Origin of the sequence: Paenibacillus sp. NPDC057934 (assembly GCF_042887565.1) — a bacterium.
Lineage (GTDB): Bacteria > Bacillota > Bacilli > Paenibacillales > Paenibacillaceae > Paenibacillus_AQ.
In genome coordinates this window covers 231659-252400 of the sequence record NZ_JBHVPB010000006.1, presented here as the reverse complement: position 1 = coordinate 252400, position 20742 = coordinate 231659, and the positions used below count along the sequence as shown (strand labels likewise).

At 47.8% G+C, this 20742-nt stretch carries 16 protein-coding genes; 1 reads left to right on the top strand and 15 read right to left on the bottom strand.

Annotated elements, in window-relative coordinates:
• Positions 1-14: 14 nt before the first annotated feature.
• Positions 15-779, top strand: a complete 765-nt coding sequence (locus ACFVRY_RS15960; RefSeq protein ID WP_387501200.1) for a WecB/TagA/CpsF family glycosyltransferase — start codon at positions 15-17, stop codon at positions 777-779.
• Positions 780-863: 84 nt separating this feature from the next.
• On the opposite strand, the gene ACFVRY_RS15955 is transcribed toward ACFVRY_RS15960, so the two are convergent.
• From ACFVRY_RS15955 to ACFVRY_RS15885, 15 genes are all read right to left on the bottom strand, one after another.
• Positions 864-1790 (bottom strand): DUF4261 domain-containing protein, encoded by a 927-nt coding sequence (locus ACFVRY_RS15955; protein ID WP_387501199.1) that lies wholly within the window; start codon positions 1788-1790, stop codon positions 864-866.
• Positions 1791-1811: 21 nt separating this feature from the next.
• Complete coding sequence (locus ACFVRY_RS15950) at positions 1812-2699, bottom strand: YwqG family protein (RefSeq protein ID WP_387501198.1); 888 nt, start codon at positions 2697-2699, stop codon at positions 1812-1814.
• A gap of 1138 nt (positions 2700-3837) precedes the next feature.
• On the bottom strand, positions 3838-5097 hold the full coding sequence (gene tyrS, locus ACFVRY_RS15945) for a tyrosine--tRNA ligase (RefSeq protein WP_387501197.1): 1260 nt from the start codon (positions 5095-5097) through the stop codon (positions 3838-3840).
• Positions 5098-5450: 353 nt separating this feature from the next.
• On the bottom strand, positions 5451-6659 hold the full coding sequence (locus tag ACFVRY_RS15940; protein ID WP_387501196.1) for an MFS transporter: 1209 nt from the start codon (positions 6657-6659) through the stop codon (positions 5451-5453).
• A gap of 42 nt (positions 6660-6701) precedes the next feature.
• Positions 6702-7901, bottom strand: coding sequence for a M24 family metallopeptidase (locus ACFVRY_RS15935; RefSeq protein ID WP_387501195.1), 1200 nt, complete (start codon positions 7899-7901; stop codon positions 6702-6704).
• Positions 7902-7916: 15 nt separating this feature from the next.
• The gene (locus tag ACFVRY_RS15930; protein WP_387501193.1) at positions 7917-8735 is read right to left on the bottom strand and encodes an ABC transporter permease; all 819 of its coding nucleotides are present in this window, start codon (positions 8733-8735) and stop codon (positions 7917-7919) included.
• A 1-nt stretch (position 8736) separates the two neighbouring features.
• On the bottom strand, positions 8737-9645 hold the full coding sequence (locus ACFVRY_RS15925) for an ABC transporter permease (protein WP_387501192.1): 909 nt from the start codon (positions 9643-9645) through the stop codon (positions 8737-8739).
• Between the two features lie 2 nt (positions 9646-9647).
• Positions 9648-10751 carry an ABC transporter ATP-binding protein gene (locus ACFVRY_RS15920; protein ID WP_387501190.1) on the bottom strand — a complete coding sequence of 368 codons (1104 nt, stop codon included), beginning with the start codon at positions 10749-10751 and terminating at the stop codon, positions 9648-9650.
• 38 nt (positions 10752-10789) lie between these two features.
• Complete coding sequence (locus ACFVRY_RS15915; protein WP_387501189.1) at positions 10790-11944, bottom strand: ABC transporter substrate-binding protein; 1155 nt, start codon at positions 11942-11944, stop codon at positions 10790-10792.
• A gap of 773 nt (positions 11945-12717) precedes the next feature.
• Positions 12718-14688, bottom strand: coding sequence for a hydantoinase B/oxoprolinase family protein (locus ACFVRY_RS15910; RefSeq protein ID WP_387501405.1), 1971 nt, complete (start codon positions 14686-14688; stop codon positions 12718-12720).
• 2 nt (positions 14689-14690) lie between these two features.
• Positions 14691-16733: a hydantoinase/oxoprolinase family protein gene (locus ACFVRY_RS15905; RefSeq protein ID WP_387501188.1), complete on the bottom strand. Its 2043-nt coding sequence runs from the start codon at positions 16731-16733 to the stop codon at positions 14691-14693.
• Positions 16734-17102: 369 nt separating this feature from the next.
• A complete protein-coding gene (locus ACFVRY_RS15900; RefSeq protein ID WP_387501187.1) occupies positions 17103-17846 on the bottom strand; it encodes an FCD domain-containing protein in 744 nt (247 codons plus the stop codon).
• A gap of 172 nt (positions 17847-18018) precedes the next feature.
• On the bottom strand, positions 18019-18168 hold the full coding sequence (locus ACFVRY_RS15895) for a hypothetical protein (protein WP_387501186.1): 150 nt from the start codon (positions 18166-18168) through the stop codon (positions 18019-18021).
• 270 nt (positions 18169-18438) lie between these two features.
• Complete coding sequence (locus tag ACFVRY_RS15890) at positions 18439-19848, bottom strand: DEAD/DEAH box helicase (RefSeq protein ID WP_387501185.1); 1410 nt, start codon at positions 19846-19848, stop codon at positions 18439-18441.
• A 103-nt stretch (positions 19849-19951) separates the two neighbouring features.
• Positions 19952-20605 carry a M48 family metallopeptidase gene (locus ACFVRY_RS15885; RefSeq protein ID WP_387501404.1) on the bottom strand — a complete coding sequence of 218 codons (654 nt, stop codon included), beginning with the start codon at positions 20603-20605 and terminating at the stop codon, positions 19952-19954.
• Positions 20606-20742 lie beyond the last annotated feature (137 nt).

The following is a 20742-nucleotide window of genomic DNA, read 5'->3' as shown; positions in this document are numbered from 1 at the left end:
TTCTATAATATTAAATGGAAGGTGATTATGTGGAAGGTACAGTGAATATATTAGGTGTTCCCTTCTCCAAGTTAACTCTTGATGAAACTACACAACAACTAGCCAGGCACATCCAGAAGGAACAGAGCTATCTGTATCATCTAATTACAGCTAACCCGGAAATCACAATAACACATCAAACAGACACTGAACTTCAAACCATCGTAAGAGAGGCTGATTTAATTACTCCCGATGGAATTGGCATAGTGATTGCCTCCAAAAGAAAAGGACAGCCTATTTCTGAAAGAGTAACGGGTTATGATCTGCTCCTTCAGCTCTTGGAACAAGGGAATGAATTAAATTGGAGCTTCTTTTTTCTGGGGACGGACGAGGAGACAAACCACAAAGCAGTAGAGGAAATCAGCAGACGCTATCCAAATGTTAAAATTGCAGGGCGGCATAATGGCTTTTTCAACAGGGAAGAAGAAGCTGGCATCCTTAAGAACATAACGCATACCAAGCCGGATATACTCATTATTGCGATGGGGGCACCTTACTCCGACAAATGGATTTATAAGCACAAGCAAGAGCTGAGTCAAGTAAAGGTGGTTTTTGGCGTTGGAGGAAGTCTGGACGTTATTGCGGGAAAAGTAAACCCGACTCCGAGAATCTGGAAGACGCTCAATCTGGAGTGGTTACATAGATTACTGACTGTCCCTGTTGTAAAAGGTCAAAAATCACGCTGGCGCAGACAATCCGCCCTTCCCAAATTTGTGTACCGGGCCATCATCAAAGGCTAACACCTCGTATTTTAGCAGCACGAAAAGAGGGGTCTCCCCCTCTATTCCATACCTGCTGGAGCAGGTGGTTGATCGCAGATTATCTTATGTTAATCGTCTTGTGTACTGCTCCCCATGCCCCTGTCTTCCAGCATAATAAGGCTCGCCTGGATCAATATCCAACACGACCCGATGCGGCGTTGCCAGTGCATACTGGTGCTCACAGCACCAGCGCATCTCTTCGGTGAAACCAATCGTCTCCCCATCACCAACAACGTCTCCCTGATCGAACAGATAATAAGCGATGTCGGTCAATTGTCCAGCTACTTCACCTGGCTCCAGATCATAGAAATGACACTGCACATCGGGTATCCCCAGTGCGGCCAGTCCCAGCGAATCCATCAAGCCCTCCCGCCGTCCGCTTCCGGTGCCCTCGACATTGTAGAAGCGTATATTCATTGCCCCATACAAAATCGCGCCCTGTTCCACCGCAGCCAGATAAGCCCCGGGTTCCACCAGCTTATCACTTTCCCGAAAATAGATGGCCTCGCAAGGTGCCGTTTCCAGAATGGCTCGTAGCGTCCTAGTGAACAGCTGCAATCTGGCTTTTGGCTCTAGCCCGGAATTCATCAGATCTGTCAGCAATAACGAGTAGTGGCAACCTTCCAGCGCTTGCGCTGCCTCCGGCCAATGCCAAGCCTGCTGAATAGCGGTCGCGTAATGATCCACAGAATGGTGGTCCACCTCCATCAGACAAGTCTGAGCAGGAACCTCCCCATCCGTATATTGAACCTGGTAATTTAAATGGAAAAAATGCAGCATTTCCTGCTGTTCCGCTTCATTAGCTTCCCACACAGCAAGCTTGGGATCATTTTCCCCCTCGGTTACTGGACCTTCGACTTGGCCCGTGTAGGCCTCCATTTTCGCAAATAGTAAATCTCTGTCCAGCTTCGGCTTCTTGCTGTATTTCAGTTCAATGCCGTAAACTCTTGCGAAGCCAAAGTCCTTTTGCTCATCTATAACATCAGTCATAATTTAATTGTCCTCCTGCCGTTAACTAGAATAAAGCGAACAATATGTACGCTCAAAATTCCCTGCCAATAAATCCTCCTTGCGGATAAAAAAGTGCAGTAATCCGGCATCCCACCAGCAGAATCCCACATCGTTATCTGATTCCAGCTCAAGTAGCATCAGCGTATCCTGAACTTCTTGCATAGCTGCTGCCTCATCTCCGCCAAAATGATTAGTGATCTGCGCCAGCGCCTTTTCTTTGCTATAGTTGTAGTTCTTATTAGTCAGCAGCATCAACGCCGCTTCATATTCCGCATCATCATGCTGGCCGATCGGATAACCGAACATCCGCGCTACCTCACTGCTCTGACGGTCACTCAGTTCATAACCAAACTCCTCATATTCCTCATAACCCACAGCTTCGTTCTCGATCTTGTCGTTATCGACATAAGCGTAATTCGGCGCTTCAAGCGAGGCTTTAATATCCAGCTGATAACCGTTGAACTTCTCTTCCAGCACGGTCGTTTCGGGAGCTACACGCCGCTCTGCACCAGCAAGCTGATCTTCCCGCACAAAAAGCACACGATGTTCAATATTGTACGCCGGCTCATCCAAGCCTACGAAGAAATAAAGCATCCCCTCAGCCGGGAGCAATGACGACTCGTCATGCCCGGAGCATTCCTTGAGGTTCAGTTGTGTTAAAAAGGTCATCGGCACCCCATCTGTCGTTAAAGGCCACTCTATATGAGGTGGGAGATCCGGATCTCCCCCGATTCTGGACACGCCAGGCGTGATGTAATCTTCAACATCAGCCTTAGTGCAGCTAATGGTTTGTCTTATATTTTGCAGCAAATAGGGCGCGGCATGTGTCAATTGATGTTCCAATATCAAGCTTTCCAGCCGTTTGCGGTTAACTTCATTCAGGTTCAAAGCAGTCCTCCTCAGATCATAGGCATAAATCTATTTTATCTGATCCTGGAAGTGCCTTCTATAATGCTATGTGCCCAGGTACCTTGGAGCTATAGAGGGAAAAGCGCTGCTATTTCACAAGATTATAATTCGATTCCTCCCATTTGTAAGCCTACTCTATAGCAGTTGCTGCCAGCATCTTTATCTGGAGGATATTCGGGTTGGTTTTGTGCAGCAAAAAAGGCACTTCAGAAGCTTACTTCTGAAGTGCCTTTTTAAATTCAATCATTTTACTATTAGCTTTCAACGCTGACTCTTCACAATAATGGCTCGAACCAGGATCGCTGAAACCATGTTTAGGACCTATAACTTCAACACGGACGTTATCTTTCATATCTAATGCCGAGCTTAATTCCTCAACTTTAAACGATTGTTTCCCCTTTAGGATAAATCTATGTTAAATTCTAATATTAATATTTGACCATAAGAAAACCACCTTGATGAAAAGGCGGTTCATCGAGCGATTGTTTCCCGTTAGAGCTTAACAAGGTGATTTAGAGATAATTAGAACCCTTAATGCGTGTACATTTGGAATTCTACCTACAACAACAATTTTAACGTTATTGTGGCTCATACTCATCGACAGGGAACCACTTACGCTCCTTATAACTATAACATTCTACAGTAACGATGTTACACGGGATTTCTTTATATTTCCTATTTGAGATTAAGACTCTTGTTGGAATGATGTTGTTTATTTTTGGAATATATCCAATTTTATTCATCGTCCTGATTTGAGATAGAGAAATTTGATTTGGAAGATTACTATAATTAAGTGAGAACTTATGGAGGTTCAGTGCCAACTCCGTCGGTAAATACAATAAATACAATTTAAGTCACCTCTCTACTATGAAATTCTTCTAATTTGGTTCACTGAAACAACACTTCCTAAAAAGTATTCGTAATATTATTAAACTATGCTCCCCGTTAGCTTAATAAAAATAAGCAGAGGGCCTCATTTATCCCATAAATCTCATGAACAACGACAATAGCTGTGTCAGAATTATTCAGATAGGTTAGCATAACACTCTCCTTATAAAAATTGCTGGCACATCAAGATTCGTAAATTTTGACATACCAGCAATAAGGATACAAGCTGCTAAGACAATTTCACCAAGCTGTAGTTCTTCTTACCCTTACGGATGATGATAAACCGGCCGCCGATCGCCTGATCCGCCGTTACTTCTAACGCCACATCGGTTACACGCTCACCGTTAAGTGAGATTGCACCTTTGGTAATGTCTTCACGTGCTTGACGCTTGGATGGTTCAATGCCGAGATCGACGAGCCAATCGACAATGTTCTTCGATTCTTGTGTCGCTTCAAATGTCGGCATTTCCTTGAAGCCCTGCTCGATCTCATCGGCTGTCAGCGATTTAATGTCGCCGCTGAACAGCGCCGCTGTAATGCGTTTTGCTTGCTCCAGCAATTCTTCGCTATGAACGAATCTCGTCATTTCTTCAGCCAACGCTTTTTGCGCTTCACGTTTATGCGGCTCGGTCTGTACCTTTTCAGCCAATTCATCAATTTGCTCTTTCGAGAGGAAGGTGAAGTATTTCAGGTATTTCACGACATCGCGGTCGTCAGTGTTTGCCCAGAATTGGTAGAATTCGAAAGGCGTTGTTTTGTTCGGATCAAGCCAGATCGCTCCACCAGCTGATTTACCAAACTTGGTGCCATCCGATTTTAGCATCAGCGGAATCGTAAGACCGAACGCTTTCGATTCAGAACCTTCTTTTCTACGGATCAGATCCAGACCGCTAGTAATGTTGCCCCATTGATCGGAGCCGCCGATTTGCAGCTGTACATCCTCATTTTGGAAGAGGTGCAGGTAATCCAGCGACTGAAGGATCTGGTAAGAGAACTCTGTAAAAGAGATCCCGCTCTCCAGACGGCTCGCCACAACATCCTTCGCCAGCATCGAGTTGATGCTGAAGTTTTTACCGAAATCACGCAGGAATTCAATCACATTGATCTTATGGGTCCAATCGTAGTTGTTCACCATACGCATCTGATTGTCACCTTCGGTGATGAACAGCTTCTTCAATTGAGCCGCCAGTGCATTCACGTTGTCCTGAATCTGCTCCAGCGTCTGCAGGGAACGCTCGCTTTGCCGGCCGCTTGGATCACCAATCGTTCCTGTAGCTCCGCCAATCAGAATCACCGGACGGTGACCAGCCAACTGAAAACGTTTGAGTACCATGAACGGAATCAAGTGACCAATATGCATACTGTCACCCGTTGGGTCTACCCCACAGTATAGCGAGACTGCTTTTTGGTTCGTGAGCTCCCGAAGTCCCTCGGCATCCGTCTGTTGATTAATGGCGTCGCGCCATTCCAATTCGTCAATAATATTCAAATCATTCCACTCCTCAGTCATAGTTATCTAGTATCCAAACATGATTCCACGAAAAAAAATCGCCCCTTGTCTATTGTAGACATAGGGACGATTCAATAACCGTGTTACCACCCAGCTTGCAGCGATGGATTCTTGTGCTAACGCACACCAATGCTGCCACTCTTAGCGAAGTATCGATCGCCATTCCGCTCGGCATTACCCGAGATACTCCAGAGTGTAATTCGACAGACTTAGTGTGTACCGGGTTCCATCACCCCCGGCTTTCTGTGACAGGGACTAAGCTGCTACTGGGCTCTTTCAACGTATATCGTATATTAGAATACAGACAGTATATGTGAATTCTGACACCGATGTCAACCACTTAAAGGAGAAATGCTGGTGTCCCCAGCTCCCAGCCGTTTAAGAACGGCACATAACAGAATGCCGATAGCGACATACACTGCGATCAAGCCAACAATACCAGACCAGCCAAATTCATGATACAGCAGACCGCCGCCTGTACCGCTCAGACTGGAGCCTACATAGTAGAAGAACAGATACAATGAATTGGCTTGCGATTTATGTTCCTTGGAGACTAGGCCAACCCAACTGCTGGCAATCGAATGCCCACCGAAGAAGCCGAACACGAACAACGTGATCCCAAGTATTTTAAATACTAAGCTTCCACAGCCGGTAAGTAATGCCCCGCTCAAAAAAATACCCAAGGCTGCCAGCATGACCGGAATCCGTCCATAGCGGTCGGCCATTCTGCCCATCCAGGTCGAACTGATCGAACCCATGATATATACGACAAAAATACTACCTACCAAAGACTGACTTAGATTATACGGTGCCCCGAGCAGCTCAAACCCGATATAGTTGAACAACGTCACAAATCCGCCCATGAACAGAAACCCCAAACCGTACAGACATAACAGCCTCACGTTAACGAGTTGCGTCCAGAGCAGCGGCACCAGTCTGCTAAGCTCCAGCTTACGCTTCACAAAGCTCCGGGAAGCCGGAATGGTCAGCCAGAACACGATTGAAGCCAGTATACTGAGACTTCCCAGCACTGTTGTCGCCACACGCCAATCGAACCAGTCGGTCAACAGCCCGCTTATAATCCGCCCAGCCATGCCACCAATCGCATTTCCGCTTATGTATAAGCCCATGGCATAGCCCAGACTATTCTTATCCATTTCCTCCGACAAATAGGTCATTGCAATGGCAGGCAACCCGGCAAGCACAATGCCCTGCACGATACGCAACAGTAATAGCATGGTGAAGCTGGTACTAAAAGAGAAGGCCACCGTAATTACTGAAGCTGCCGCCAGCGACGCAGTCATGATCGTTTTTCTTCCCCAAGCATCCGACAGTGCACCAACGAACAGCATCGTAAGCGCCATAGCAATGGTCGTGACCGACATCGCCAGGCTCGCCAGAGTAGGTGTAATCTTGAAATCCAAGGTTAACTCAGGAATGATAGGCTGGAGACAATAAAGAAGTGCAAATGTACTGAAACCGCCAGCGAACAACGCTAGACTGCTGTGTTTAAATTCTTTTGTTCCTTGCTGTATTCCCATTACATCTATCCTTCGTTGATTAATTCATGCTTCGTGCCTTTTCTATTGTTGATACAGTCTACGCTCCATGTGAGTAATAAATTCGAAGCCATCCTCTGTCACAACAACGGTATCCTCAATTTGGAAACCACCCGCACCAAGCTCATAATAAGGCACCTCTACGCAAAGGACCATTCCCTTCTCCAGCACACTATGATCACCAGGCGATAACGTTATGCCATCGTAAAGTTCCAAACCAATCGCGTGGCCTACATGCTGACGGCGGTAATGCGGAATCCCTTCCTTTTGCACAGTGGTCAGCGCCGCTTCGAACACCTCGGAGGCTTTGACACCAGGTCTGATCATGTCGAGCGCCCGCTCCCAGCCGCTTTTGACATATTGAAAGTGGTTGTGCTGCCACTCCGTCGGCTCACCTAGTACAGCTGTCCGTCCGGTATCCGCCCAATACCCGCCTAGCTGCAGACAAAGGTCGAAGCGTACCAGATCTCCCGGTGCAATGGTGTGAAAATAATTTTCGATCAGCGGCAAGGCACTGCGAGGACCGGCACCCACGGCGGTCATCGCCGGAACGGCTCCACCTTTTACTGCCGACAGACGATAATGCTGCGCAATTTCCGCTTCATGCACGCCTGCCGCGATCATCGCGATCAGCTCGCTTTCCGCTTGCTCGTTCAACGCCGCAGCTTGTTTCAACAGCGCAATCTCCGCATCTGTCTTCACCCCGCGAATTTGCCGGAACAGGCCATACGCCGGGAACGCTCCACCGCTCGGCAACAGGTCAGTCAGCTTACTATAAATATCCGGAGCCATACGCATCTCATCGACGCCGACAGGTTGTCCTTTGATACCTAGTTGTGTTAGAGCCGCTTCCAACGCTGCGAAAGGAGTCGCATAGGATGGAGTTGTCTGCAGCAGGTCATAGAAAAGATCAATATCAGGCGTTGAAGGCTTGCCCGCGATAGCCCCCTCTACAAAGAAATCACTGTAGACATAAAGGTCCGCACCTGAAATGCCCAGCTGGGCAATCACGCCCAGCCGGTTCGTCGGGATAATAATGCATGGACGCTGCTCTGGATTCTTTGGCATGACCGCATAAATCTGCATTGTCCAGTTGGTCGCGCGAAGCTGTGAGCCAATGGTATAAGCTACATTCTCCGGTGTCGTTGCAATGAGAGCAGACAAGCCATGAAGCTCCATATAGGCCGCTGCCCGGCTGCGGTTGGCAATGACGACATCACTCATGGGAACAACAACCTCCTATTTTTTATTCCCTAACATTTTCTCCATGGCCGGCGCTGATTTCAGCGCGACTTTAATGCCAAAGAAGAGCAGCAGGGCAAATACAATCATCATGACAGAGACAACGGCGATAGTAGGGTCCTGCCATTTTTCCATATAAATAAACAGCTGAATCGGCAAGGTATAGCTGCCCTGACGCAAAATGAGCAACGCTGTCTCCACCTGATCGAAGGTAAAGACGAACGAAATCGCACTCGCCATCAAGAGGCTAATCTTCAGTTGCGGCAACGTAACTGTGAAAAAGACTCTCAGCGGCTTGGCACCAAGATCAGCGGCAGCCTCACGATCCGCAGGACTCAAGTTCGCCAGCGCACTTCCGACAATAGAGATCACAAAAGGAAACACTGTCACTGCTTCGCCCAAAATCAGCGCAAACAAGCCGCCTGCGATATGCATTTTGGAGAAAAGAATCAAATAGGCTACGCCCAGTGTAATCTTCGGAACGACCATCGGTGACATGAAGAAAGCCTTCAGAACGCCACTCCCTGGAAAGGGATAATACAGAATCGCCATAGCCGCCAAAGTCCCACCAACCAGGGCAAGCAGAGTAGCACCGCTGGAGGCAATCAGACTGTTAACAAAAGCCTGACCAAACTGCTTCTGTGACGCTAAATGACTGTACCATTCTGTAGAGAAGCCTTTGGGCGGAAACACACTGGAAGTGCCCGCACCAAAGGAGGTCAGGATAATAATCAGCAGCGGTAGCGTCAGAAACAGACAGATCAAGATCGCTGCAACGTACAGTACCCATTTGAAGCTAACATTCCTTGTACGCATCTTATCGACCTCCTACAGAACTGCGTCTATACATCAACCATTCAGCCGATCGGTTCACTAGTAGGGAGACCAGTATCGAAGCTGCGAACAGAAACAGACTCGCTACCGCAGCCATCGGCCAGTTCGTATCCAGCGTCCGCTGGTAAATAAACACGGGCAAGGTCATCACACGTCCGCCCCCGATCAGTTGAGGGGTAGTAAAAGCCGTTAGACACAGCGTAAATACGATTTGTACTCCGCTCGCTATTCCCCTTGCCGATAACGGAAAGGTAATCGTGAAGAAGGTCCGCCATTTTCCAGCTCCCAAGTCATGTGCGGCATGCTTGAGCACCCCGTCATTCTGAAGCAGTACGCTCAATATCGGAAAGACCATGAACGGCAGGAAGATATGCACAAGCGCAATAACGACACCTGTCTCATTATGCATCAGATTAAAGCCCGTCTCCGTAAGACCCAGCTTCACAAAGATCCAGTTCAGGAAGCCTTGGCGGGAAAGGATGATCATCCATCCATAAGAACGGACCACAGCACTGATCAGCAGCGGCATGAAGGTCACAAGCAGCATCACTTGCCGCCAGCCGGAGCTGCGCACCCCTGCAATGACATAAGCGAGCGGATAGGCCAGCAGCAAACTCCAGAAGGTCACCTTTAGCGCAAGACGGAAGGTCGAGCCTATCAATTTCCAATAATACGGATCACTCAGGAATGCCTTGTACGTATCTGTGCGCCAGGCCGATACAATAGTCCCCTGCTCAAAAGCATCAAAGCTGAATCGGCTAAAAATCAGCATTCCAGCCAAATAAATAATCCCCATCAGCAGCAGCGCAGGCAGCAATAACAGCAAGCGCATAAGCCAGGAAGACTGGCCCTGCGGTGGCCTTTTAACAGGCTTGCTGGACGCTTTTGTCATGATTACGCCTCCCTCGAGCTATCAAGGAACAGCGCATGCTCTCGCTGAAAACCAAGCGCGATCTCTTGCCCCACGCCATATATAGGATTCCCGGGCTGGTACTGTACATTAGCTGTCAACTCATAGCCGCCGCCAATATCTATTTTGTAGCGGATGCTCGCACCGCCATATACACTCTCCAGAACTTTTCCGGTCAACGGATTATCACAGCGTCCCGCGCTTTCGCCTAGCTGAACATACTCATAACGCAACGAGAGATGACCTGTTGATCCCACGCCAGCTGCCCCCGGGTTCCGCGCTTCAAACGTTCTGCCGCAGCACTCCACGATCAGCTTAGAGCCGCTACTCTCAATCACCTTAGCTTCCAGTAGATTCGTATCACCGATGAACTTGGCTACAAAGCTGTCTACCGGCCGCTCATAGATTTCACTAGGTGTACCATACTGCAAAATGACACCAGAACGCATAACAGCAATACGGTCAGACAGATTCATCGCTTCATTCTGGTCATGTGTAACGAAGATAAAGGTCCCGCCGAATTCGCGCTGTATACGCTTGAGTTCATGCTGCATATCCAAACGCAGCTGCATATCAAGCGCAGATAGCGGCTCGTCCAGCAGTAACACCTCCGGCTTATTGACCAAAGCGCGTGCAATGGCAATCCGTTGTGCCTGACCACCGGACAACTGCGATATGCTGCGATTGCTGTAGTCGGACAGTTGCACAAGCTCCAGCACCTCCGCCACACGTTTCTTGATTTCAGCCTTGCCCAGTTTTTTCACCTTAAGGCCGTACGCAATGTTGTTGTATACATCCATATGAGGAAACAGCGCTAGCTGTTGAAAAATCATATTCGTATTGCGTCCATAAGCCGGCACTCCGGAAACATCTTTACCAGAGAGCAGAACGACTCCCCCATCTGGATGCTCCAATCCGCCTAGAATCCGCAGCAGCGTTGTTTTGCCACAGCCGCTGGGGCCAAGCAGGGAGATAAACTCCCCCCGCTTCACCTCCAGTGAAACCTGATTCAAGGCTGTCTGCCCAGCGAATTGTTTCACAATATTACGGGCCTCGATGGCTGTTGTCTCAGCATACTGATTGCTCATGATGCCAATCCCACCTTCCTCCACTTACTTTACAGCTTTTACAGATTTGTTTTGACGAGACGATCCCACAGCTCTTTCCATTTGGAGCTATCTTGGGCCATTTTGCTCCAATCCGGGTTGATGCCTTTGCTTTGCACCTCTGCGGAGAAGGATGGATCATTCTTATACTTGTCTGGAACGGTCGCCTTCGTACTAGTGAATGGTGTGCCTGTCTCTTCAGCATAGCGGGTCAACGCATCCGCAGAGATCAGCTCATTGATAATTTCATTAGCCACACGAGCTTGTTCCGGTGTAGATCCTTTTACAATTTGCAGAGAGTAAGGGAAGGATATCGCGCCTTCCTTCGGATAGGCGACTGCAAGCGGCGAACCGCCATCAATCCAGGTCTGCGCGACTTGGGCACTGAATGGTGCGATCAGAGCATCCCCTGAATCAAGCAGGCTCTTAAGCTGATCATTTGAGGTCACCAAGGTCTGAATTTGGCTGCTATGCTCCCCCCAGAACTTAAAGGCAGGTTCCGGATTGTCATACGTTGCGCCTAGTTCGTTGCCTTTAACGGCAATCAGCGGCGAAATCACCGGATAGAACATGTAATCCCACAGCGCAACTTTGCCTTTGAACTGCTCATTGTCCCACAGATCATTCCAGCTGGTTGGTGGGGTCTTCACAAGATCCTTGTTATATACCAGTGAAAAGCTGGAGATCCCCCATACAATCCCTTTGTTGTCAGCTTGATGATATTGCTCTGGAATGTCAGACAGATTCGTCACAATAGAAGGGTCCAGCGATTCCCACATATCGTCCTTCAAGCCTTTGGCTGAAGCGTCCGCGTTAAAATAACCGAAGTTAACGATCGGATTGTTCGGATCTGCTTGCTTGCCAGCAACCATTTTCGGATACATTACAGAGTTGGATGATTCCTCGAAGGTTACTTCGACGTTGGGATGGGCAGCTACATATTTTGCCACAACCTCTTTAGGCACTACATCCTGATTGGAGCCTGCCCAGATGAACATCGTCAACTTAACTTTGTCTTCCTTACTAGTGCTAGTATTAGTGCTTTGTTTTGAACCTGTGTTACTGCCCGTATTAGATCCGTTGTTAGAAGCTGCATTGCTGCCGCAAGCTGTGATAGCCACCGCAGTTGCCAAGGTAAGTACAGACAGAGCCAGGGAACGTTTCTTCAATTTCATGGTAATCTCTCCTTTTATCTAATGAATCTATATAAGATGAATCCATACAAGATGAACTTAGGAACTGAGCGTAAGATCCGAACGTAAGCTCCGAGCGTAAGGCCCGAGCGTAAGATCCGAACGTAAAGCTTGGTCGTCATTACAGTGATGTTTGGACTTGTACTCTAATCGGATTCTAAGCCTGTTCAAACAAGCTGACTAACGGGAATTTCTCCAGTTATTTCGCTCATTCTGCAGAAATGCGGCACATTAACAGGAAAAACTCCTGTTATTTAGTCCAATTTCATCTAATTTTGTTCAAACGAGCTGACTAACGGGAGTTTTTCCAGTTATTTCGCTCATTCTGCAGAAATGTGGTACTTTAACAGGAAAAATTCCTGTTATTTAGTCCAATTTCATCTAATTTTGTTCAAACAAGCTAACTAACGGGAATTTCTCCAGTTATTTTGCTCATTACGCAGAGATGGGGCACATTAACAGGAAAAACTCCTGTTATTTCGTCTAATTTCATCTAATTTTGTTCAAACGCGCTGACTAACGGGAGTTTTTCCAGTTATTTCGCGCATTCTGCAGAAATGTGCTACATTAACAGGAAAAATTCCTGTTATTCCGACCACCCCCCTACAATTTCATCCATACTCTGTTATGAAGACGAGTGAAGTGGATAGGAATGCGTCGAAGAGCCCTAACTTCATTCCTAGAGTCCTGACATAACCAGAGTAACGCCTAGTCTTCTATTTGCATGTTAATTTCATTGAATATAGCCTTATAACTTAGTACATTCCGATTTGATTCTTTATATCCTGCATGAGCTTTTCGATATCATCGGGGGCGATTTGCACGCCTTGCTGTGCCAGTGCTTCAGCTTTATCCATCGTTCTTCGTTTCAGATAATCACGGAGCGCAAGCGGGTGTTGCCGAAGCGCCTGTCCGACAGCCCGCTGCATTTCATCGCTCCATAGCTGCTCGAACTGCTCGCGCTTGCTGCCAAAGCTGAAATCCTCCACATTCTCCTGATGATTGTTCCGAAGAATGGATGTTGCCGCCTCATCTACCTTCTGCCCAACGAGTGCAACACCGTACAGCGTCGCAGCTGCGTCTTCCGTAAGTAACCCGCTGCGAACATCTTCCAGTACCTCCAGCGGATCACGCAGGAAAGGATCACCATAGCCGCCGCCGCCCTGTGACAGGAACGTTACCGTGTCACCAGGATGAAGCAGCAGCTCATCAATTCTTCCCAAGGAACGCTCATCTGCCATCCCGGCATTTTGAATCGCTGCACCAACCTGCCCTACACCGCCGCCGAGCCGGCCCCAAGGCTGGAACTGCATCCGTTCCATATTGCGCGCCGTCATGATCGTATCTGGGCTAAGGATTTTCACTTTCAGATCAATACCGCTACCACCGCGATACTTGCCCGCACCTGCTGAATCCTGGCGCAAGCCATATCTTTCGATCAAAATCGGCATTTCAGCCTCCACCGCTTCCGCAGGGATATTCCGCAAATGTCCGACAGCGAAGTCCATGCCGTCTATCCCGTCCTTCATCGGCCGCGCACCCGATCCGCCGCAAATTGGCTGAATCACGCCAACCTTCTTCCGGCCTGTGACAGGGTCTGTGATCGACAGCATGACGATACAGGCTTGTCCAGCTCCCGCGGCGGGGAGCTTATCTCCCTGTGCCTTACTCATCGCACCTGTCAGCACATCCATGACGCGGATAAAGGTCGCAGCTCTGGCCCCAACCGCCGCCATCGGTTCAGGATTGAGGATCGTCGCTGGAGGTGCATCATTACGAACCATACGGATCATGCCAGAGTTCCACGGAATCGTAGGGTCAACGGTTCGAAAATAGCGAATCAGTGCCGGCACAAGCATATAGTGGCCTTGTTTATTCGCAGTTACAATATTAAAGGAAGCTCGAACCTGCGGATCAGTTCCATCAAAATCAAGGAAGATTTCTTCACCGGCGATGTCCATCCGGCAGCGAAGACGGATCGGATAGCCACCAGGACCATCCTCCAGGTAATCCCAAAAATCATAGGAACCATCCGGAATATCACGGATAATGGTCCTTACCTTAAGCTCCGAATATTGCAGCAAATCAACAATTCCTTGCTCGACCCTATCCAGGCTATAACGGCCTATCAGCTCTTGAAGCCGTAGCTCCCCCCGATGTAGTGCTGCCATCAGCGCTTTTAGATCGCCCCAGTTCTGATCGGGAATACGACTGTTATCCAGGAATAGACGAAGTACCTGCTCATTAAGGACGCCTTGATCATACAGCTTCACCGGTGCAATCCGGATGCCCTCCATATGAATATCATAAGCAGTCGGCGAGACGCTACCCGGCACTTTGCCGCCAACGTCCGAAGAATGCACGAAGCACATCCCGAATGCTACTAACTTTCCTTGATGAAAAAAGGGCTTGATCAGATGCACATCCGGCAGATGGGTCGCCATTCCGCCTGTGGCATAGGGATCATTCGTGATGACGATATCCCCTTCTTTCCACTCTCCGATGGCTTCAATCGTTTCGCCCGCCGGAATACCAAGGGACAGATTATAGCCTGTATCCAGCGGCGAACCAAAGGTTTCTCCAGCCGGTGTCAGCAGGTAGGTTCCGAAGTCCCCGGTTTCCTTGACGAATGCTGTAAAGCCTGTCCGAAGAACGACATTGGCCATTTCTTCTACAATGGCTTGTACCCGATTCTTAAAAATCTCAAGAAAGACCTTGTCTGTCATCACTATTCGGCCTCCCCGATGATATTTCCAAAACGATCCTTAGTCAGGCTGTATCCTGGTGGAACGAATACGGTGGTATCATACTCATTGATAATGACCGGTCCTGACAACAACTCACCTACGTTCAATTGTTCCCGGTCCGTAATGAAGGCCTGATACTCTTGTCCATCAAAAACAATCGTTCTCCGCTCTGCTTCATAGTCAGTCTTTACAGGCGCTGGAACAACAACAGTCTCTGATTTGCGAGTGACGCCAATAATAGTCGCCCGCAGGTTCATGAGGGCTACAGGGGATTCAGGTTGACTAGTCCCAAACACCGCTTCATATTGCTGGTGGAATCTTGCCTCGGCATCGGTCATATCTCCGTACGCTTCACTGGAAAGTGTCACGCTGAGATCAAAGGCTTGTCCTTCATAGCGCATGTCCGCACTGTACATCAGATACGTATGGTCCAGCTCAATGCCTCGCTCTGTTTCCTCATCGATCCAGCGTTTCCCCTGCTCCCCAAGATGCTCGAACCAGTGTGCCAGCTCATCCGGTTGCAGCTCATCGCTAACCTTGTTCAGAGAATGCACAAAGTCATTCCGCAGATCGGCTACTACACAGCCCATCGCACACAGTGTTCCGGGTGAAGGCGGAATCAACACCTTGCGAATCCCAACCTCACGAGCCATTAGAAATGCATGCATAGGTCCGGCACCGCCGTAAGCCAGCAGTGTAAAATCACGCGGGTCGACGCCTTTGCGGGCCATAAGCGGTGTGAACTGGGCATACATGTTGGCTGTTGCCACATCCAGTATGGCCTGTGCGGCTTCATAGGAACTCATTCCGAGCTGCTCGCCTAGACGCTTCAGCACCGCTTGAGCCAGATCCGGTCTTAATTCCATCTGACCGCCCAGGAAACGATCTGCCTGCAAAATGCCCAGATGCAGATAGGCATCGGTTGTGGTCGGTAGTGTTCCGCCGCGATTGTAACAGGCCGGTCCTGGACGGGCCCCGACGCTGCGGGGACCTACTTTCAATACGCCCGCTGAATCTACCCAGGCGATGGAGCCGCCACCTGCTCCAATAGCGGTCACATCGATGGCCGGGATAATCACCGGAAAATCACCAACTTGATTATCAACTGAGTAAGCGGGCTGCCCGTCAATCAACGCAACATCCACGCTAGTTCCACCCATGTCGAACGTAACCACCTGATTCAGTCCTGCCATACGAGCTACATGCGTGGCCCCAATAACCCCGGAAGCTGGTCCGGACAGCAATGTCTTCACCGGCTCGCTTGACGCTCTGGTGGAGGACATGATTCCGCCATTGGACATTGTGGACAGCACCTTGGCAGTCAGACCATAATGCTGCACGCCCTGCTCCAGCCGCTGGAAGTATCCTCCCATTTGCGACCCGACATAGGCATTCATGACCGTAGCCAGCGTTCTTTCGTACTCGCGCTGCTGCGGCCACACGCCGCTGCTTGTGCAGACAAATAACTCTGGATAATGCTGCTTGATGAGCTGCTCAGCAAGCTGCTCATGCCCGGCATTTTTATAGGAATGCAAGAAGCTGATCGCAATGGCCGTTACGCCCTCTTGTACCAGCTCTTCAACGGCTTGAAGAAGCTGCTGCTCATTCAGGTTGCGAAAGACTTCGCCACTAGCGAGGCAACGCTCATCGATCTCTTTGACCAAACGGCGAGGCACTAATGGAAGTGCCTTGTCGCCGTATAGATTCGTAGTATTTTCTAATCGTAACCGGCGAATTTCAAGCACATCCCGGAACCCTTCCGTTACAAGGAGTCCGGTTACCGCTCCATTCCGCTCTATTAACGTGTTGACACCCAGTGTTGTCCCATGCACGAACAGGCCAATATCCGCAATATTAATAGAAGCCTTCTGCAGTTGCTCCAACGCATTAAAAATAGCTTGTTCCGGGGCATCCGGTATGGAAGGCGTCTTTAGCGAGGCGACCACGCGACCGTCTGCATCCGCGACCATCGCATCCGTAAATGTGCCTCCGATATCTATGCCCAGCCGGTAGCCTTGTTCCACTTTCTCTTCCTCCTTAAAGTTTTGCGAAGCAAAACTACTTCGTAAGCATCTACCTAAGTTTTGCGAAGCAAAACTACTTCGTAAGCATCTACCTAAGTTTTGCGAAGCAAAACTACTTCGTAAGCATCTATAGAAGACGAACTTAAGAAGCAAACGTAAAGTTCGGTCGTCACTACAGTGGAATGTTTGGACTTCCGGTCGCTGTTGTCCCCAGATTTCCTTTTTATAAACCGCTTCTAGCGGTTGAAATCTGGCGACAAAGGCGAGCGCTTCGCTCCTACAGTTCCAATCTTCCCCCTTCGTTCCTCTTCGCTTTTCGTTACTTCCTTTTGTTCAGCTTACATGCTTAAGTTTTGCTTCGCAAAGCCACTATAGCGATTGTGAATCCTGCTTCAATTGGTAATAACGTTTTACATCCTCAATCATTTGATTGATATGATCAACCATCGCTTGCTCCGCCTTCTCAGGCGAGCCCTCTGCAATCGCGTCGACGATTCTTTGATGGTCTACAACGAGCTTGCTGCCGACAGAATTACGAATGAAAGCTGTAGCAGGCAGTTCGCGGCTTCGATCCCATACTAGCTGAACCGCATGCATCAAGATGTCGTTGCGCGCAATTAATGCGAGTAAATGATGGAACTCCCGATCTCCTTCATAAGGAATTTGATTCTCAGATAACACTTCAAGCTGCTCCTGTATGGAATTTCGTAAAAGCTCGATATGATCTGGTGTGGCTCGCTGCGCAGCGAGGCTTGCAATTTCGCGTTCAAGTGCCCTTCTGGCGACCAGCACATTAATCATGGCCTTTTGCCCGGACACATTGAGCACTTCCAGCAGACGGGAATTGAGGGTCTCCTGATGAATCCTCTTCTCCAGTTGAGAGAGCCGATTTGCACCCTTCTCTGTGAGAATACGACCTTTTCTTCCCTCTAGCTGAACATAACCTTTCATATCTAATTCCATTAGCTTGCGGCCGATTGTTGCCTGACTGAGCTCATATTTCTTGCCTACTGTGTGAACCAGTGTGCTCGCGCCCACAGGCTCCCCCACCAATGAAATTGTAGAGAGCAGTTCATGCTCGAGTTGTAAAGATGTCCATTCAAATGATGACATTCATAACATCCTCTCACTTTATAAACAGTTAATCTCTCATATCGTTACTCACTGATGATTAACTGATTATAAATCTATTTTATTTATATTTCAACTATTCGCACTAATTTAGTGTGGATTTAATTTAAAAGGCTTCAAACCCTAATAGAAATCTTTAATCCCACCATAAATCTCACTCGTCATTTCTCATTAAATAATCTGCATAGCTAGATGCAACCAGAATTCGCTGCTTCCCTTTCTGTGTCAGAGGCAGTGATATTTGCTCCACTGCTACAATTTCAATATCATAGGACGCAAAGGTTTCTACCCGTTCTTCAATCATATTTCTTCTCCTTCTATTCCATAAAATTTGAAATGAAAATGAAACAGTACAACATTGGTAATTATACTACACTATTACAATTGGCAAGCAACATTATCACAGCATTCTAAACAATTGAAGGCCAATGAATAGTCATAAAATGAGTATCGACTCTTTGGTCCTGAAAATTAACATTTGACCCAATAAAAAACAGCGGTAGCCTTGGACGTGAAACAAGAGTCCTAGGCTACCGCTGTTCTATTGAGCTATGTTTATCCGTTAGAGTTCACCTTAGTGAACTTTACTTACTCTATTGCTGTTTGTTGTATTACTGTTTGTTCTATTGCCGTTTGGTTTACTGCCGCTTGGTTTGTTGTAGCTAGCTCTATCGCTGCTGGCTCTACCGCCACTAGCTTTACTGCCACCCGTTTTATCGTGGCTGGCATTGCCACTCTTTTTAAACCACTCGGATTTAGGCTTGCGTGCCGGGTTCGCCTTGGACTTGGCCGGTTTGTTGGCTGCTCCCGAAGCTTTGCTAGTTGTAAAAGACTGCGGTGGCACACTCGTCATCGGATAAGGATGATCCTTCACTTCAGGAATCGACTTCTTGATCAATTTCTCAATATCTCTAAGGAACGGAACTTCATCCATCTCACAGAAAGAAATAGCCATTCCGCTATTCCCTGCTCTGCCCGTACGACCGATACGGTGAACATACGTTTCAGGAATATTAGGAAGATTGAAGTTGATTACATGCGAGAGCTCTTCAACATCAATACCTCTTGCTGCGATATCCGTCGCCACCAGCACGCGTGTAACTCCGCTTTTGAAATTATTCAATGCCTTTTGACGATCCGTCTGAGACTTGTTGCCATGGATGGCCTGTGCAGTAATATTCACTTTCGACAAATCACGTGTAACACGGTCCGCACCGCGTTTAGTACGAGTAAATACCAACGCTGAAACAATCGATTTATCCTGTAGAATATGGTTCAACAAGTTCTGTTTCTTACCATTCTCGAGTAAATACACCGATTGCTCAATGCGCTCTGCAGTAGAGGATACCGGGGTGATTTCTACTTTCACAGGATCGACCAGTATCGATTTCACCATTTTAGTGATTTCCGGAGGCATAGTCGCAGAGAAGAAAAGGGTTTGTTTCTTGCTCGGCATTTTGGAGATAATTCGCTTCACATCATGGATAAAGCCCATATCTAGCATCCGGTCAGCTTCATCAAGCACCAATATTTGCACATATTGCAAGTCAATACGCTTTTGATTGATTAGATCAATAAGTCTACCTGGCGTTGCGATAATAATATCTGCGCCTTGGTTCAGCGCCCGCTCCTGCACTTTCTGGGAAACGCCACCCACAATAGCAGCACAACGAATGTCGGTGTACCGGCTATACGCCTTGATGTTGTCCGAAATCTGGATAGCCAGTTCTCTGGTAGGCGTTAAAATCAAGGAACGAATACGGCGTACCTGCTTGGGAGCATTCGGCTTTTCGCATAGTAATTGAATGATCGGCACAGAAAATGCTGCCGTTTTCCCTGTTCCTGTTTGCGCGCAACCAAGTAGATCTCTACCGGCCAGCACGGCTGGAATCGCCTGTTCTTGTATAGGTGTTGGGGAAGTGTAGTTCGCTCTGCTCAAACCCTCTAAGATCGGGCCGATAATGTTCAAGTCTTTAAATGTCATTTTGTCTCCTTAATTTACGTACATATATAAATCAAACGTAATTTTCATTTTAAAACGTAACACATAAGGATATCATAAAAAGGGGCGTCTGTACACGATTATTTCAAAGTGTCATTGCATGTCCATATCTTGCCAAGTACTCTTCCTTTTCTTTATAATCCGGCATGATACTCCCAACCCGTCGCCAAAAAGACCGGTCATGATTCATATGCAGCAGATGGCATAGTTCATGGATGATTACATAATCTATCACTTCAAGCGGAGCCATAGCCAGACGGTAGTTGAAGGTGAGTTTTTTATCAGAGCTGCAGCTGCCCCACTTCGTTTTAGACTCCACGATATCAATGGTCTTCGGTTTTACCCTTAATTGGGTCTGATAAATTTGGATTCGCTCCCCAACGATCTTCTTGCAGCTTGAAAAATAGAACTTTTTGAGGTTCGTTTTAAGCTCCTCTTCACTTCCCTCACTCGTATCTATGAGTTCATGAAGGTCATACTCTTTTCCAAGATGCAGAAACTTGCCTTGTTCTTTATACTCTCTTGGTTTAGGGGCCGCCATAGCCTTAGCAATCTTCTGTTTCTTCTCCAATATCCATGCCCCGTGTTGTGCCACAGCGCTTTTAATCATTTCTTCACTTGTCGCTCTGGGCGCTTTAACGGTAACGAGACCAATCGTATCTATCTGGATCTTAAGCTTCTTTCTTTTTCCATACTGCACATGAACCTCTATACTATCGTTGCCTAAATCTACTTTCATAATATCCATCTTTCCTTTATGTGTAGAATATTCGAGCAAGCTGCTCTGGTATCTCTAAAAATGTATACCTTCTATTATAAGTGCTATAATAAAAGCATACATGATTGCCACAATCCACGAAAGGGAAGGGGAACATT

What these genes read in the sequence shown, in the direction of transcription:
- ACFVRY_RS15960 (WP_387501200.1), top strand. Translation starts at nt 15, where the DNA reads ATGGAAGGTGATTATGTGGAAGGTACAGTGAATATATTAGGTGTTCCC.
- ACFVRY_RS15885 (WP_387501404.1), bottom strand. Translation starts at nt 20,605, where the DNA reads ATGAAAGTAGATTTAGGCAACGATAGTATAGAGGTTCATGTGCAGTAT.
- ACFVRY_RS15940 (WP_387501196.1), bottom strand. Translation starts at nt 6,659, where the DNA reads ATGGGAATACAGCAAGGAACAAAAGAATTTAAACACAGCAGTCTAGCG.
- ACFVRY_RS15910 (WP_387501405.1), bottom strand. Translation starts at nt 14,688, where the DNA reads ATGACAGACAAGGTCTTTCTTGAGATTTTTAAGAATCGGGTACAAGCC.
- ACFVRY_RS15955 (WP_387501199.1), bottom strand. Translation starts at nt 1,790, where the DNA reads ATGACTGATGTTATAGATGAGCAAAAGGACTTTGGCTTCGCAAGAGTT.
- ACFVRY_RS15915 (WP_387501189.1), bottom strand. Translation starts at nt 11,944, where the DNA reads ATGAAATTGAAGAAACGTTCCCTGGCTCTGTCTGTACTTACCTTGGCA.
- ACFVRY_RS15920 (WP_387501190.1), bottom strand. Translation starts at nt 10,751, where the DNA reads ATGAGCAATCAGTATGCTGAGACAACAGCCATCGAGGCCCGTAATATT.
- ACFVRY_RS15890 (WP_387501185.1), bottom strand. Translation starts at nt 19,848, where the DNA reads ATGACATTTAAAGACTTGAACATTATCGGCCCGATCTTAGAGGGTTTG.
- ACFVRY_RS15930 (WP_387501193.1), bottom strand. Translation starts at nt 8,735, where the DNA reads ATGCGTACAAGGAATGTTAGCTTCAAATGGGTACTGTACGTTGCAGCG.
- ACFVRY_RS15935 (WP_387501195.1), bottom strand. Translation starts at nt 7,901, where the DNA reads ATGAGTGATGTCGTCATTGCCAACCGCAGCCGGGCAGCGGCCTATATG.
- ACFVRY_RS15900 (WP_387501187.1), bottom strand. Translation starts at nt 17,846, where the DNA reads ATGTCATCATTTGAATGGACATCTTTACAACTCGAGCATGAACTGCTC.
- ACFVRY_RS15925 (WP_387501192.1), bottom strand. Translation starts at nt 9,645, where the DNA reads ATGACAAAAGCGTCCAGCAAGCCTGTTAAAAGGCCACCGCAGGGCCAG.
- ACFVRY_RS15895 (WP_387501186.1), bottom strand. Translation starts at nt 18,168, where the DNA reads ATGATTGAAGAACGGGTAGAAACCTTTGCGTCCTATGATATTGAAATT.